This window comes from Streptomyces canarius, from assembly GCF_014650735.1.
In the GTDB taxonomy this organism is placed as follows: domain Bacteria; phylum Actinomycetota; class Actinomycetes; order Streptomycetales; family Streptomycetaceae; genus Streptomyces; species Streptomyces olivaceoviridis.
Window position 1 is genome coordinate 1 of record NZ_BMVN01000043.1, and the last position, 13097, is coordinate 13097.

At 71.3% G+C, this 13097-nt stretch carries 15 protein-coding genes; 6 read left to right on the forward strand and 9 right to left on the reverse strand.

The annotated features are described in order from the left end of the window. Positions 1 to 59: 59 nt before the first annotated feature. Positions 60 to 1313, reverse strand: coding sequence for an MDR family MFS transporter (locus IE294_RS37145; protein ID WP_189893583.1), 1254 nt, complete (start codon positions 1311 to 1313; stop codon positions 60 to 62). 189 nt (positions 1314 to 1502) lie between these two features. Between IE294_RS37145 and IE294_RS37150 the strand changes: the two genes are divergently transcribed. Then, positions 1503 to 2264, forward strand: a complete 762-nt coding sequence (locus IE294_RS37150; protein WP_189893585.1) for a phosphoglyceromutase — start codon at positions 1503 to 1505, stop codon at positions 2262 to 2264. Positions 2265 to 2554: 290 nt separating this feature from the next. Here the strand turns inward: IE294_RS37150 and IE294_RS37155 are convergent, their stop codons facing one another. Together IE294_RS37155 and IE294_RS37160 are read right to left on the reverse strand one after the other, a co-directional pair. Next, positions 2555 to 3340, reverse strand: coding sequence for a DUF6928 family protein (locus tag IE294_RS37155; RefSeq protein ID WP_189893587.1), 786 nt, complete (start codon positions 3338 to 3340; stop codon positions 2555 to 2557). Between the two features lie 184 nt (positions 3341 to 3524). Beyond that, entirely contained in the window at positions 3525 to 3734 is a 210-nt protein-coding gene (locus IE294_RS37160; protein WP_189893589.1) for a hypothetical protein, read from the reverse strand. A gap of 191 nt (positions 3735 to 3925) precedes the next feature. On the opposite strand from IE294_RS37160, the gene IE294_RS37165 reads away from it, so the two are divergent. Together IE294_RS37165 and IE294_RS49880 are read left to right on the forward strand one after the other, a co-directional pair. Further along, entirely contained in the window at positions 3926 to 4744 is an 819-nt protein-coding gene (locus tag IE294_RS37165) for a hypothetical protein (protein ID WP_189893591.1), read from the forward strand. 174 nt (positions 4745 to 4918) lie between these two features. After that, complete coding sequence (locus IE294_RS49880; RefSeq protein ID WP_359836258.1) at positions 4919 to 5089, forward strand: GIY-YIG nuclease family protein; 171 nt, start codon at positions 4919 to 4921, stop codon at positions 5087 to 5089. A 79-nt stretch (positions 5090 to 5168) separates the two neighbouring features. On the opposite strand, the gene IE294_RS37170 is transcribed toward IE294_RS49880, so the two are convergent. Continuing rightward, complete coding sequence (locus IE294_RS37170; RefSeq protein ID WP_229917710.1) at positions 5169 to 5693, reverse strand: hypothetical protein; 525 nt, start codon at positions 5691 to 5693, stop codon at positions 5169 to 5171. A gap of 128 nt (positions 5694 to 5821) precedes the next feature. Continuing rightward, positions 5822 to 6193, reverse strand: a complete 372-nt coding sequence (locus IE294_RS37175; protein ID WP_189893593.1) for a hypothetical protein — start codon at positions 6191 to 6193, stop codon at positions 5822 to 5824. 239 nt (positions 6194 to 6432) lie between these two features. Here IE294_RS37175 and IE294_RS37180 point away from each other — a divergent pair, with 239 nt between their 5' ends. Beyond that, on the forward strand, positions 6433 to 6906 hold the full coding sequence (locus tag IE294_RS37180) for a carboxymuconolactone decarboxylase family protein (protein WP_189893595.1): 474 nt from the start codon (positions 6433 to 6435) through the stop codon (positions 6904 to 6906). A gap of 17 nt (positions 6907 to 6923) precedes the next feature. Here IE294_RS37180 and IE294_RS37185 read toward each other — a convergent pair whose 3' ends face one another. Then, on the reverse strand, positions 6924 to 7400 hold the full coding sequence (locus IE294_RS37185) for a DUF2000 domain-containing protein (protein WP_189893597.1): 477 nt from the start codon (positions 7398 to 7400) through the stop codon (positions 6924 to 6926). Here IE294_RS37185 and IE294_RS37190 point away from each other — a divergent pair. After that, complete coding sequence (locus IE294_RS37190) at positions 7399 to 8196, forward strand: helix-turn-helix domain-containing protein (protein ID WP_189893599.1); 798 nt, start codon at positions 7399 to 7401, stop codon at positions 8194 to 8196. The two genes, IE294_RS37185 and IE294_RS37190, sit on opposite strands and share 2 nt — an antisense overlap. On the opposite strand, the gene IE294_RS37195 is transcribed toward IE294_RS37190, so the two are convergent. The 3 genes from IE294_RS37195 to IE294_RS48155 all read right to left on the reverse strand — a co-directional run bounded on the left by IE294_RS37195 (position 8175) and on the right by IE294_RS48155 (position 11923). Beyond that, positions 8175 to 9824 carry a glycosyl hydrolase family 28-related protein gene (locus tag IE294_RS37195; RefSeq protein ID WP_189893601.1) on the reverse strand — a complete coding sequence of 550 codons (1650 nt, stop codon included), beginning with the start codon at positions 9822 to 9824 and terminating at the stop codon, positions 8175 to 8177. The genes IE294_RS37190 and IE294_RS37195 overlap by 22 nt on opposite strands. Before the next feature lie 133 nt (positions 9825 to 9957). Continuing rightward, positions 9958 to 10458, reverse strand: a complete 501-nt coding sequence (locus IE294_RS37200; RefSeq protein ID WP_189893603.1) for a type III secretion system chaperone family protein — start codon at positions 10456 to 10458, stop codon at positions 9958 to 9960. After that, positions 10451 to 11923 (reverse strand): glycosyltransferase, encoded by a 1473-nt coding sequence (locus IE294_RS48155; RefSeq protein ID WP_229917712.1) that lies wholly within the window; start codon positions 11921 to 11923, stop codon positions 10451 to 10453. The genes IE294_RS37200 and IE294_RS48155 overlap by 8 nt, the downstream gene beginning before the upstream one ends. Positions 11924 to 12118: 195 nt before the next feature. On the opposite strand from IE294_RS48155, the gene IE294_RS37215 reads away from it, so the two are divergent. Beyond that, on the forward strand, positions 12119 to 12931 hold the full coding sequence (locus IE294_RS37215; RefSeq protein ID WP_189893605.1) for a class I SAM-dependent methyltransferase: 813 nt from the start codon (positions 12119 to 12121) through the stop codon (positions 12929 to 12931). Positions 12932 to 13097 lie beyond the last annotated feature (166 nt).

Below are 13097 nucleotides of genomic sequence, written 5' to 3' on the forward strand. Positions count from 1 at the left end.
CGCCCCAGTCAAACGATCCCTGATCGCCTATGACCACTGAAGACATCGGACTCATTCATCTAGGCCGTGCGCACCTCGGTCCCGGCGTCCGCCCGCGCCTTGGCCAGGGCCGGCCGCTCCGGGGGCAGGCGGCGCATCAGGACGCCGTAGCCGAGCCCGGCCGCCGTCCCCACCACCGCGCACATCCCCCACAGCCACCCGGCGCCGAGGCGGTCGATGACCACGCCCGACATCAGGGGCGCGATCAGGGCGGCCACGGACCAGGAGAGGGTGTACATGCCCTGGTAGCGCCCGCGGCCGTGGACCGGGGAGAGGCGGACGACGAGGCCCGTCTGGGTCGGGGCGTTGACGATCTCGGCCAGGGTCCACACGCACACGGTGACCATGAAGACGCCGACCGAGCCGGCGAACGCGGTGAGCCCGAAGCCGTATCCCGCGAGGATCGAGGAGGCGACCAGGAGGGTGCGCGGGTCGCGGTGCTCGATGAACCGGGTGACGGGGATCTGGAGGGCGACGATCAGGATGCCGTTGACGGCGATGGCGAGGCCGTAGTCGGCCGGGGAGAAGCCGGCCCGCCCCATGGCCACCGGCAGGCCGACCGAGCCCTGCTGGAAGACCAGGGCGACGAGGAAGGACAGCCCGACGACGGCCATGTACCGCCCGTCCCGCAGCACCGTGCCCAGGCTGACGCTGTCCTCCGCCTGCCTGGCCGTGGCCGCCGGCCGCGACTCCGGCACCTTGGCGAAGACGACGACCGCGCAGGCCAGGGTCATCCCGGCCTCGATCAGGAACCCGGCGAGATAGCTGAACTCGGCGATGAACCCGGCGGCCATGGAGGAGACGGCGAAGCCCAGGTTGATCGCCCAGTAGTTGAGGGAGAAGGCCCGCACCCGGTCCTCGGGGCGGACGATGTCGGCCATCATCGCCTGCACGGCCGGCCGGGAGGCGTTGGAGGCCATGCCGACGAGGAAGGCGACGGCGGCGATGGCGACCGGGTCGGTCATGAAGCCGAGCAGGGCGACCGAGGCGGCGGTGGCGGTCTGCGCGATGAGCAGCGTGGGCCGCCGGCCGAGCCGGTCGGCCATCACCCCGCCGCCCAGCGAGGAGACGACCCCGCCGAGCCCGTGCAGGGAGGCGACGAGACCGGCGTACGAGGCGGAGTAGCCCCGGTCGAGCGTGAGGTAGAGGGCCATGAACGTGGCCACGAAGGCACCCAGCCGGTTGACGAGGGTGCTGGTCCACAGCCACCAGAACTCCCTGGGGAGCCCGGAGACGGATTCGCGGGCGGCACGTCTCATACGGGCTGGTGACATCGAGGATCCCCCACGTCTGTAAGCGGCTCAAGCGGCGAGCACACGTTACGAGCGGGGGCCTCGGAAACGCCAGTCGATTAACAGGTCGCGTCAATCGGGCCACGGCCGGGCGGCGCCTCGGCGACCGGCGTGCCGCTCCCTCCCCCAGGCCCGACACGGCCCCCCATCCCCTTAGGTAGGCTCAAGGCCATGGCCGACGCACCGTACAAGCTGATCCTCCTCCGCCACGGCGAGAGCGAGTGGAACGCGAAGAACCTGTTCACCGGCTGGGTGGACGTGAACCTGAACGAGAAGGGCGAGAAGGAGGCAGTCCGCGGTGGCGAGCTCCTGAAGGACGCCGATCTCCTCCCCGACGTGGTCCACACGTCCCTCCAGAAGCGCGCGATCCGCACGGCCCAGCTGGCGCTGGAGGCCGCGGACCGCCACTGGATCCCGGTCCACCGCTCCTGGCGCCTGAACGAGCGCCACTACGGCGCCCTCCAGGGCAAGGACAAGGCGGCGACGCTGGCCGAGTTCGGCGAGGAGCAGTTCATGCTCTGGCGCCGCTCGTACGACACCCCGCCCCCGCCGCTGTCGGACGACTCGGAGTTCTCCCAGGCCCACGACGCGCGCTACGCGACGATCCCGCCGGAGCTGCGCCCGCGCACGGAGTGCCTGAAGGACGTCGTCTTCCGGATGCTCCCGTACTGGTACGACGCGATCGTCCCCGACCTGCTGACCGGCCGCACGGTCCTGATCGCCGCCCACGGCAACAGCCTGCGGGCCCTGGTCAAGCACCTGGACGGCGTCTCCGACGCGGACATCGCGGGCCTGAACATCCCGACGGGCATCCCCCTCTACTACGAGCTGGACGCCGACTTCAAGCCGGTCACCCCGGGCGGCAAGTACCTGGACCCGGAGGCGGCGGCGGCCGCGATCGAGGCGGTCAAGAACCAGGGCAAGAAGAAGTAAGCGCCCACGCGTAAGCCCCCTACCTGCGGTTCATTCGCTGGGAGGGGGCTTTTCGCTGCCTCTGGGCCGTCAGGGCGATGGGGTCGCGTGCTCTCCGGGCTCCGGCTCCTGTCTCCACTCCGCTCTGGCGCCGGCTAGCAGCGTGTAGTACTCGGTGGACTCTTCGTCGGACATCTCGCCCTCCTGCCTCAGCGAGCGGGAGCGTATGCGCCCTCGAAGACGGCAGCCACAGCATTTCCGGGTGCGCTCGCGGCTGCTCGGCATGAGGTGGGCGTACGCCCGCAGATGTGTCACCAACGTCCCGGGACAACACAGCTAGAGGCCGTCGCGTTCGAGATGAGTGAGCCGTCAGGGCCGAGAGAGAAGAAGCGCGGTGGGCCCATGGCTTCCATGGCTCTTTGCAACGCCGCGTCCCGCTCCGCGGGATCAGGGCCGTGCGGGTCCTGGACCCGGAACCCGTGCAGTCGGATGCTGGCCGCGTCGATGTCGTCCGGCTGGGGGCGGCCCTCCAGTACGAAGCCGCAGAGCGCGCGCAGTGCGTCTTCGCCCAGTTCCAAGGGGTGGAACGGCAGTGGGTACGGCTCTGCGTCCTCGTCCGGCCAAGGAACGACTTCTGCCGGGCGCTCTCCGGCCCAGTAGGGCAGCTCGAAGGAGAGCGGTTCGCCGATGTTCTCGATGATGCCGCTGTCCGGGGACAGACTCAAAGAGCGGACGAGTCGGCCGTCCTCCCACACGGCGAACGCGAGCCAGTCCACGACGCTGTGCATGGCGTGCAGCACGAGCCGCCGGCCGATGCTTGCCGCCACGAGGTGTTCCGGGAGTTGGGACGGGAAGTCGATCATCACCCTCTGGTCGCCGATGACCTCAAGGCCGGGCCAGCTCGCCGCGTACACCGTCCCCTCCGGGGGGTACACGCCGTCCCAAAGAGTCGCGCCCTCGCTCTGCTCGATCTCCCAGCCCGGGTAGAACAGCCGCATCATGCCGGCCGTGCGTGCGAGGTGCGCTGGGCCTGCTTCTCGCAGCAGCCCCGGTACGTCGCCGTCGGCGTACACCAGAAAGCCCGTCTTGGCTCCCAAAGCCCCTCCCCAGGGTGTGGCCCTCGTTGGCGGGTGCACAGTAGCCGCCCCCACTGACAACACGAGATCTGCGCCTTCGGTGCGGATCAGGGGCGTTTTCGCGGTCTGGGACCTTCCTGGAACCTTAAGGAACCCTCGCGCGGGGGCGCCCCGCGGCGCGTGGCTGCGGGGCGCCCTGTGGGGTTTAGTCGATCTTCTCGCCGTCGTGCATGCCGCCCTTGCAGAGGTTGTCCGTCAGGTCGGCCGTTCCGCCGCCCTGCTTGCACTCGGAAGGGGTGACGTAGGACGAGGCGCCCTGTGCGGTGGCTGCGGTGGCGGTGGCGGCGCCCGTGAGGCCGAGTCCGGTGAGGGCTGCCGTGGCGATGACGGCGGCGAGGATTCGTCGAGTGCCCATGTGGTTCCCCTTTCACGGATTGCCTTCGAGGGGCACTAGCCAGCTTCACCTCCACCCATGTGGGTGGCACATCGTGTTCCGCCATTCGGGTGACAGTGCCGTCGGGTGCGGGGCCGTAGCCCGCCCACCGACTCCCCTCCGCCCCGTGCTATGCCTGCTTGAGCTCATGAGAACGGGCGAGGGGGGCGGCGATGGCAGAGCGGGCGTGGGCCACGGCAGGGAGCAAGGGCAGGCCCGACCGGAAGTCGGCGAGCCGGGCGCGGCTCGCGGGTATGGCGCTGATCGTGCTGTCTCTGACGGGGGCAGTGCTGAGCTACCTGACGTTCACGGTCTGGGTGCCAGGCCAACAGCAGCGCTACGAGCATTACCGGGCAGCCGAGCCGTGCCCCGCGCAGGCGACCCCGCGTGAGGTGGCTGCGCAGGACTGCCTCGTCACCTGGCACTTCACCGTCACGAAGGTCGAGTCCACGTTCACAGGGAAGGTCACGGTCTACGAGGCGACCCTCAGGGACGAGGGCGACGACTCTCGGCAGAGGACCGTGCGGTTCGGCGGCTCCGGGCCGCTCTTCGGCAAGCTGCGTCGGGGCGACGAGGTCACCGCGACCGGCTGGCGCGGCGACGTCGTCGTCCTCGGCAAGGGAGGTCTCCGCCAGAACACCTCCGACGCGCCCCGCGACGAGCATCCGGGAAACGCCGCCCTGGGCGTCCTCCTCGCACTCCTCGCGGCCCAGTCGCTGGTGTTCGGCGCGGTCCGCCTGGCCAGGCCGACCGCCTACGCGCCCCTCGTCTGGGAGCCGTACGGCAGGTGGCTGGTCTTCACCGACATCTGCGTCGGCGTGGGCGTGGGGGCCGCCTCGGTATGGCTCCACATCCCGTGGTGGACCGTGCTCGTGACCGTGCCGGTCGTCGTGTGCGCAGTGATGGCACGGCTTGTGCGCCGGCAGCGGCGCGCGGCGGCGTCCTCGGCGAAGACGAGGCGCCAACAGGACTCACGAGTGAGTTCGCGATAGGCCCGACGTTTCCCGGCGTTGCAGCACTCGCACCGGAACAGGTCAGGTCAGATGGCAGGAGGCCGGGCCATGGTCAGGGCTTGAGGAAGTCCGGCTTCGGCTGTTCCCTACTCTCGGTTGTCTGCTCAGACATGAGCTGCGTCGCGTGGGCAGCGGTTGGCCGAGAACGCGCGGGTGTGCTGGATCGAGCAGGACGAACCATGGGGTCTTGAGGCACAGCTCATCTCCCGACTCGACCTCCCGCTCAATCTCGACCGGAACCGTCACAACGCGTTTCACAGCCACCTGAAGGAGCTACGGGCGCAAGCACGCCGACGGGCACGGGAGTTGCCCATCAGCGCGTGAGCCGGTGGACGGGCCGACGGGCCGTCTCCGGTCTGTGCCCGGGCCGTCCGGGGCCGCATCGGCAACCGCGCCGAGCGGTTCATGCCTCCGCCTCCACGGCCCGCGTCACTGCTTCCCTCATCCCACGCCAGCCCCGGGGCCGCTGCGGCGCCAACCGTGCGACCACGCGGCCCAGCCATTCGGGATCGCCCAGGAGGTGTGCCTGTCCCGCGTCGATGACCTGCGTCGTCAGCAGTTGGAGGAAGACGAGGTGGGCGCCGGGATAGTGACGGGGGTGCCGGTCGAAGCGGGCGATCCAGTTCTCGTAGGGGTGGCGCAGGGTCATGTGCAGGTAACCGCTGCCGTGCCCTCGCCAGGGGCCGGGCAGGCCACCCAGGAGGCCCCCGAAACCGTTCGACCCCCTGGCCGGGTATTTGCCGCCCATGGTGAGGTTCATGCCCAGCATGATCCGGGACCACGGGATCGGCTGCCCTTCCGAGCCGGGCTCGTGCTGGTACAGCCCGTCCCTTCGGAACTGCACCCAGTGATCCTTGCCGGAGTCCCCCACCACCCAGCTGCCGTTGGACAGTTCCAACGGTCCCAAGGATGCGCTCGTGTCCGTCATCCGCTCATTGGAACAGAGGTCCAACCCCGCTCGCCCCTCACTCCGGAATCCGGTGGACACGCCAGGACACGCACCCGGCGCGGTTCCGTCGCGCCGGGTGCGTGTCCGCGCACTCGGACCGGGTCCGGTCAGGACAGTTGCGGTACGCAGCCGAACCAGTTCACCGCGTGGTCGTCCTTCGTGTAGCCCATGCACCTCATCGTCTTGTCGTGCAGGGTGCTGGTCCCGGCGATGTTCTCGTCCAGGTAGTCCGTCTTGTGGCGCGGCTGGACGAGGGTGTCGATGTCGATGACGTACCAGCGGTGTCTCTGTTCCGGGATGTCGCAGCCGTGGGCGGTGACGTTGCGGCTCGGCCCTTCACTCCATATCGGGCGTTCGGCGCGCTCACAGTGCGCCTTCTCGGATGCGGCGGCGGTGCCGGCGCCGGTGCCGAGCAGCGCCGCGGCACCCATGGCCACCGCCGCGGCGGCGCCCAGCAGGCGGTGCGGTGTGCGGTTCATCAAGTGGTCTCCCTGGCAGTCGCCATGACGGACGGTGGGTGACCCGTCGTCTCCCTGTGATCGTCACACCGGCTCCGGGGCCCGTCCTGGCGGGGGGCACGCCCGTCCCACGTCCCGGTGACGGACGTGGTGCCAATGCAGCAGCGGGAGTGACGCAGGTCACTCGGCGGCACGTCACATCCCGGACTCCCCCTCCGTCAGAGAGGTGCAAGCAGCCGCAACCCACTCAGGAGCACACCATGGACGCTCGGCTCAACGTCTTCGCCAGCCCCGTCGCCGGCAAGGTGTTCAAGCACTTCAACGCTGCCGGCAGGGCGATCACGGAGTCCACGCTGCCCGCCGCCACGCAGGAGCTGGTGAAGCTCCGTGCCAGCCAGATCAACGGGTGTGGGTTCTGCACCGACATGCACACCAAGGACGCCCTGGAGGCCGGGGAGACCCAGACCCGGCTGAACCTGGTCGCGGTCTGGCGTGAGGCCACCGTGTTCAGCGACGCGGAGCGGGCCGCGCTGGAGCTGGTGGAGCAGGGCACCCGGATCGCCGACGCGGCCGGCGGGGTCCCGGACGAGGTCTGGGCGAACGCCGCCAAGCACTACGACGAGGAGCAGCTCGCCGCCCTGGTGGCCCTCATCGCCGTGATCAACGCCTACAACCGCGTCAACGTCATCGTCCGGCAGCCCGCCGGCGACTACGTTCCCGGCATGTTCGCGTAAAGCAGCGGAGAACGGCCTCACGGGTGCATGCGGGCGCCCTTCAGGACCTTGTCCACCCCGTTCTTCGGGCCGTACACCGCCAGGCCCACCAGGTCCAGCTCGGCGGTCGGGACGGCGCGGACGGCCGCGCGGTTGTCGCGGTCGTTGCCCGTGGTGAACAGGTCCGCCGTGAACACCGCGCACGGCAGGACACGGGTCAGTGCCCTGCCGTGCGCCGCCTTCAGGGTCTCCTTGGTGCCCTCGAAGACCAGCACCGGCTGGCGGAACATCGGCAGGTACGACACGCCGTCCGCGTCCTCGTACGGGTCGCCGACCACCTCGGGGACCGTCGGGCCCAGGCCGCTGACCAGGAACGCGGTCACGTTCAGGCGCTGCCAGGGTTCCAGGTCCTCGCGCAGCAGCACGGCGATCTTCGTGTCGAAACGGATGGGTTCAGTGTTCATGGACTGAGACTCGCGGCCGGGTCCCGGCCGCGTCTTGTACGTTTTTTGCATGGCCGCCGGGCAGGAACTCGTCAGCGCGTGGCGCCCCCGGGTGCCGGGCGTCACCGAGGTCTTCCACGCCCGCTTCACCGAGTACGCGTATCCGATGCACGTCCACGACGCCTGGACGCTGCTCATCGTGGACGACGGGGCCGTACGGTACGACCTCGACCGGCATGAGCACGGCACCCCGCTCGACACCGTGTCGCTGCTGCCGCCGCACGTGCCGCACAACGGGTCGCCGGCCACGCCGGGGGGTTTCCGCAAGCGGGTCGCCTACCTGGACAGCAGCCGGCTCGGGGAGGAGTTCATCGGGCCTGCCGTGGACTCCCCCGATCTCAGGGACCCCGTGCTCCGGCTGCGTGTCGGGCAGTTGCACTCGGCCCTCGCGCGGCCCGGTGACGAGTTGGAGGCGGAGAGCAGGCTGACGCTCGTCGCGGAGCACCTGCGGCACCGGCTGCGGCGGCGCGCGGCCGAGGGACGGCACGAGAGTCCCGTACTCGCCCGCCGGCTGAGGGAGTTGCTGGACGCGCGGGTCGTCGAGGGGGTCTCGCTGGAGGAGGCCGGCCGGTTGCTGCACGCCCATCCGGCGCATCTCATCCGGGCGTTCAGCGGCGCGTACGGCATCGCCCCGCACCAGTACCTGATGTCGCGGCGGGTCGGGCGGGCCCGGCGGCTGCTGCTGGACGGGGTGCCGCCGGGCGAGGTGGCCCCGGTCGCCGGGTTCTACGACCAGGCCCATCTCACCCGGCACTTCAAGAAGCTGGTCGGGGTGACCCCGGGGCGTTACCGGAGCAGGGCGCGCTGAGCCTCGTACAGGTTGCGCGGGCGTACGGCGTCCGGGGTGCCGTACAGCTCCAGGCGGGAGTGCAGGTCGCCGGTGAAATCGGGGACGTCGGTCTGGTCGAACTCGCGGACCTCGTCGATGCCGACGGTCGCCGAGTACGGGGCGAGGCCGTCGATCTTCACCAGGCCGGCCCGGCCGTTGGTGACCCGGATGTTCCAGTGGGTGAAGCGGGCGCCGAAGAGCGGGCCCGCGCTGGCGTCCCCGCCGTGGCGGCCGTTGTTGTCGACGGTGATGTCGGTGCGGACGTTGGCGAAGGGCAGTCCGCGGTGGCTGTCGAAGGTGCCCATCCGCATGTCGCCGCGCGACCAGACGTTGGAGGAGGAGAGCCCTTCGACGTTGATGCCGTGCAGTTGGGTGTTCGCGGGTGCGGGGACCGTGCGCTCCTCGATGGTGAAGTCCTCGACGAGGTTGTCGTGGGAGCCCTCGCGGCAGAAGTACGGGTGGTGCGAGCCCCGGCCGGCGACCCGGGTGCGGCGCAGGGTGCAGGCGGAGGCGGCGACCAGGCCGAAGCCGTTGTCGACGTGGCGGACCGTGACGTCGTCCACCCAGCAGTCGTAGGCGCACTGGAGGACGACGCCGTTGTAGCCCTTGTCGAGGAGGTGGGGGGACTGCGGGGTCTGCACCGCTTCGAGGGTCAGCCCTTCGACGCCCGATCCGGTCAGTTCCGTCACGTGCGTGGTCAGGCGCGGGTCCCACTCCGGGCGGATGTCGAGGGGCAGGGGGCGTTCCAGGGTGACGCGCCGGCCGTGGACGCGGTGGACGCGGACGGGCCATTCGTAGGGGACGTACGACGTCAGTTTCGTCTTGTCGTCCCAGACGTACGCCGCCGGGCCGGGGCCGTCGCCCGCCATGTGCTGGAGCAGGGTGTGGGCGGCGTCGTCGGCGAGGCGGAGGAGGACGAGCCGGCCGGGGCGGAAGGCGGAGGCGTCGGCGACCGTGACCGTCCACGAGCCGCGCTTCGCCGGGGCGACGGTGGTGAGGGTGGTCCACTCGTCCCGCCGGTTGCCGGTCCAGCCCTCGAAGGGCCAGGCCCGGTCCCTGATGGCGGCGGTCAGGGAGTCCCAACGGGCCCTCGGCGCCAGCCAGATGAGGCCGCCCGCCCAGGACCAGGAGGACTTGTCGCCGCCGTAGCGGGAGCCGTAGACGCCGATGAGTTCGGTGAGGTTCTTCGTCGCGTACAGGGTCGTACGGCCGCTGCCGGCGCCGCGCAGGACGACGTTCGAGTCGCCGAGGCGGATGACGTCGTCGATGCGGTAGGTGCCGGGCGGGATGGTGACCGTGCCACCGCCGGCCCGTCCGGCGGCGGCGATGGCACGGTTGATCGCGGGGGCGCAGTCCGTGGTGCCGTCGGGTACGGCGCCGTACGCGGTGACGTCGGCGACGACCCGGGGGCGGGGGAAGCGGACCGCTCCGGCCCGGTAGCCCGCCCGGCCGATGTACGGGATCTGCGGGTGGGTGAGCGGGGTGCGGGTGAACTCCCGCCACAGAGCGGGGGGTTCGGCTACCCGCGCGGTGCCGGTCGCGGCGCCCAGGGCCACCGCGGTGGCGCCGGCGAGCAGGGTCCGTCTGGTGAGGTGCGCGTTGCTCATGTCCACCCGCCCCTTCATCTTCCCGGTATGCAGGTCAATTCATGTGTGTGAATGACGTTCAGGGATGCGTTGGCGGTGAGCATGCCACTGCGCCCCGGGGTGGGAAAGGGGTCGTACGGAAGAAAGGCGAGTGTCAGTCCGCGGGGCGGTCGATCAGGTGCGTGAACGCCTCCAGGTTGCGCGTGGACTCACCGCGCGCCACCCGCCAGGCGTACTCCTTGCGGATCGAGGAGGCGAAGCCCAGCTCCAGCAGGGTGTTGAAGGCGCCGTCGGCCGCTTCCAGGACCTGGCCGAGGAGCCGGTCGACCCCGTCCGGGGTGACGGCGGCGAGGGGCAGCCGGGCGGTGACGTAGACGTCGCCGAGGTGGTCCACGGCGTAACTCACGCCGTACAGCTTGAGGTTGCGCTCCAGCAGCCAGCGGTGGACGCCCGCCTCGTTCTCGTCGGGGTGGCGGATGACGAAGGCGTTGAGGGAGAGGGAGTGGCGGCCGACGAGGAAGGACACCGTGGTGGACAGCTTGCGCGTCCCGGGGAGCTTGACCACGTAGTTCCCGGGCTCGGGGCTCTCCCACTCCAGTTCCGCGTCCTCGAGGACGCTCTCCAGGACCTGTCCGGCCTTCTCGACATCACCCATGGTGGGAGCGTACGCGACGGCGGTGGGACTGGGTCGCGGCCGTGTAGACGTCGGCGGTGGCGGCGGCTGCGGCGTCCCAGCCGAAGGACTGGGCGTGCCGGGCGGCGGCCCGGCCCATGCGCGCCGAGAGCGCGGGTTCGTCGGCGAACCGGCGCAGCACGCGCGCGTAGTCGGCCGGATCGTGGCCCTGGACGAGGAAGCCGGTCTCGCCGTCCCGCACGGCCACCGGCAGACCGCCGACCGAGGCCGCGAGCACCGGCGTCCCGGACGCCTGCGCCTCGATGGCGACCAGCCCGAAGGACTCGCTGTACGACGGCATGACCAGGACGGACGCGGCCCGGAACCAGTCCGCGAGCTGCTCCTGGCCGACCGGCGGGCGGAACCGCACGACGTCCGCGATGCCCAGCCGGGCCGCGAGCTTCTGGAGCCCCTCCGGCTTGGCGAGCCCGCTGCCGCTGGGGCCGCCGACGACCGGGACGAGGATGCGGGAGCGCAGCTCCGGGCGCTCGTCCAGCAGGACGGCCACGGCGCGCAGCAGGATGTCCGGCGCCTTGAGGGGCTGTATGCGGCCCGCGAAGAGGGGGATCAGGGCGTCTTGCGGGAGACCGAGACGGGCGCGGGCGGCGGCGCGGGCTTCCTCCACGGTGGCGGGCGAGCCGTCCTCCAGGGTGCCGTCCTCCAAGGCGCCGTCCGTCAGGGGGCCGCCCGTCAGCGAGCCGTCCGTCAGGGAGCCGTCCGTCGCGAAGTCACCCGTCGCGAAGTCACCTTCCCGGAAGGGGCGGAAGCGGTCCAGGTTGACGCCGGGGTGGACGACGGCGACCTTCGCGGGATCGGCGGCGTAGTGCTGGACCAGCTCGCCGGCCTCCTCCGCCGTGTTGGCGATCAGCCGGTCGGCGGCGGCCACGATCTGGGTCTCGCCGATGACCCGGGCGGCGGGCTCGGGGGTGTCGCCGTCGGCCAGGTTGGCGTTCTTGACCTTGGCCATGGTGTGCATGGCGTGCACCAGGGGCACCCCCCAGCGCTGGGCGGCGAGCCAGCCGACGTGGCCGGAGAGCCAGTAGTGGGAGTGGACGAGGTCGTAGTAGCCGGGGCGGTGGCCGGCCCATGCCTGCATCACGCCGTGCGTGAAGGCGCACAGCTGGGCCGGGAGGTCCTCCTTGGCCAGGCCCTCGTAGGGACCCGCGTCGACGTGCCGGACGAGGACGCCGGGGGCCAGTTCGACGGTGGGGGGCAGGCCGCCGGTCGTGGCCCGGGTGAAGATCTCGACCTCGATGTTGATCGCGGCCAGCCGCTGGGCCAGCTCCACGATGTAGACGTTCATGCCGCCCGCGTCGCCGGTGCCGGGCTGGTGGAGCGGGGAGGTGTGCACGGAGAGCATGGCGACCCGGCGGGGCCTGCGGTACAGCCTCAGCCGCGTGCCGGCCGACGGGGAGCGTCGCCCGAGCCTGCTGACGTACTGGCTCACCTGGCGTTCCTCCTTGTTGCGGGCATGCCTGACGAGGGCCCAGCTCGCCCTCCAAGCTGGTCCAACAGCGAGCGGGTGCCCGGCCATTTCCCACTCGGGCGGCTTTGCCGAATCATTACCCGCGATCGATCAACGGTTCGAATGTCGTCGGCGTCGGCGGCAAGCCCCCGGCCCCGCCCGCTTACCCTCGTACCCATGACAGCCCGCACAGCCACCCGGCCCGTAGGAGCGGTGACGCGCGGGACCACCAACCCCAACCGGCTGCGCCGCATGGACCGCTGGATCGCGGCCACGCACGGCGCCGAGCTGCGCCGCGCGAGCGACCCGGTGGCGATCGACCTGGGGTACGGCGCCGCTCCCTGGACCGCCGTGGAGCTGCTGGCCCGGCTCCGCGCGGCAGCGCCCCGCGCGCGTGTCGTCGGCGTCGAGATCGAACCGGCGCGGGTGGCGGCGGCCCGGCCGTACGAGCGGGAGGGGCTGGCCTTCCGGCACGGCGGCTTCGAGATCCCGGTCCCCGGGCGCCCGGTGCTGATCCGGGCCGCCAACGTGCTGCGCCAGTACGACGAGGACGAGGTCGCGGCGGTCTGGGAGCGGCTGCGCGCGCGGCTCGCCCCGGCGGCCGGCGGCTCGCGCGGCGGGCTGCTGGTCGAGGGGACGTGCGACGAGATCGGGCGGCGGCACGTGTGGGTGGCGCTCGGCCCGGAGGGTCCGCGCACGGTCACCTTCGCCACCCGGCTGGGCTCCCTGGACCGCCCCTCCGACCTCGCCGAGCGCCTGCCGAAGGCGCTGATCCACCGCAACGTCCCGGGCGAGCCGGTGCACGCCTTCCTGCGTGACTTCGACCGCGCCTGGGCCGCCGCCGCGCCCTACGCCTCCTACGGCGCCCGGCAGCGCTGGCTGCGCACGGTGCGGGACCTGACCGCCGACTGGCCCGTCACCGACTCCCCGGCCCGCTGGCGGCAGGGTGAAGTGACGGTGGCCTGGGCGGCGTTGGCGCCCCGGACCTGACTCCGGCACCCCGGGCCGGACAGCGCCGTCCCCGATCCGGCTCCGCCTCGATGTCACCCGTTCGGGGGAACAGAGACGGAACGATCCCCGCGCGTCGTTCGTCACACCGACGAGGAGATCGCCGTATCCGGTGACGAGCGGGGGGAATTCCGGTTTCCGAGGCCCT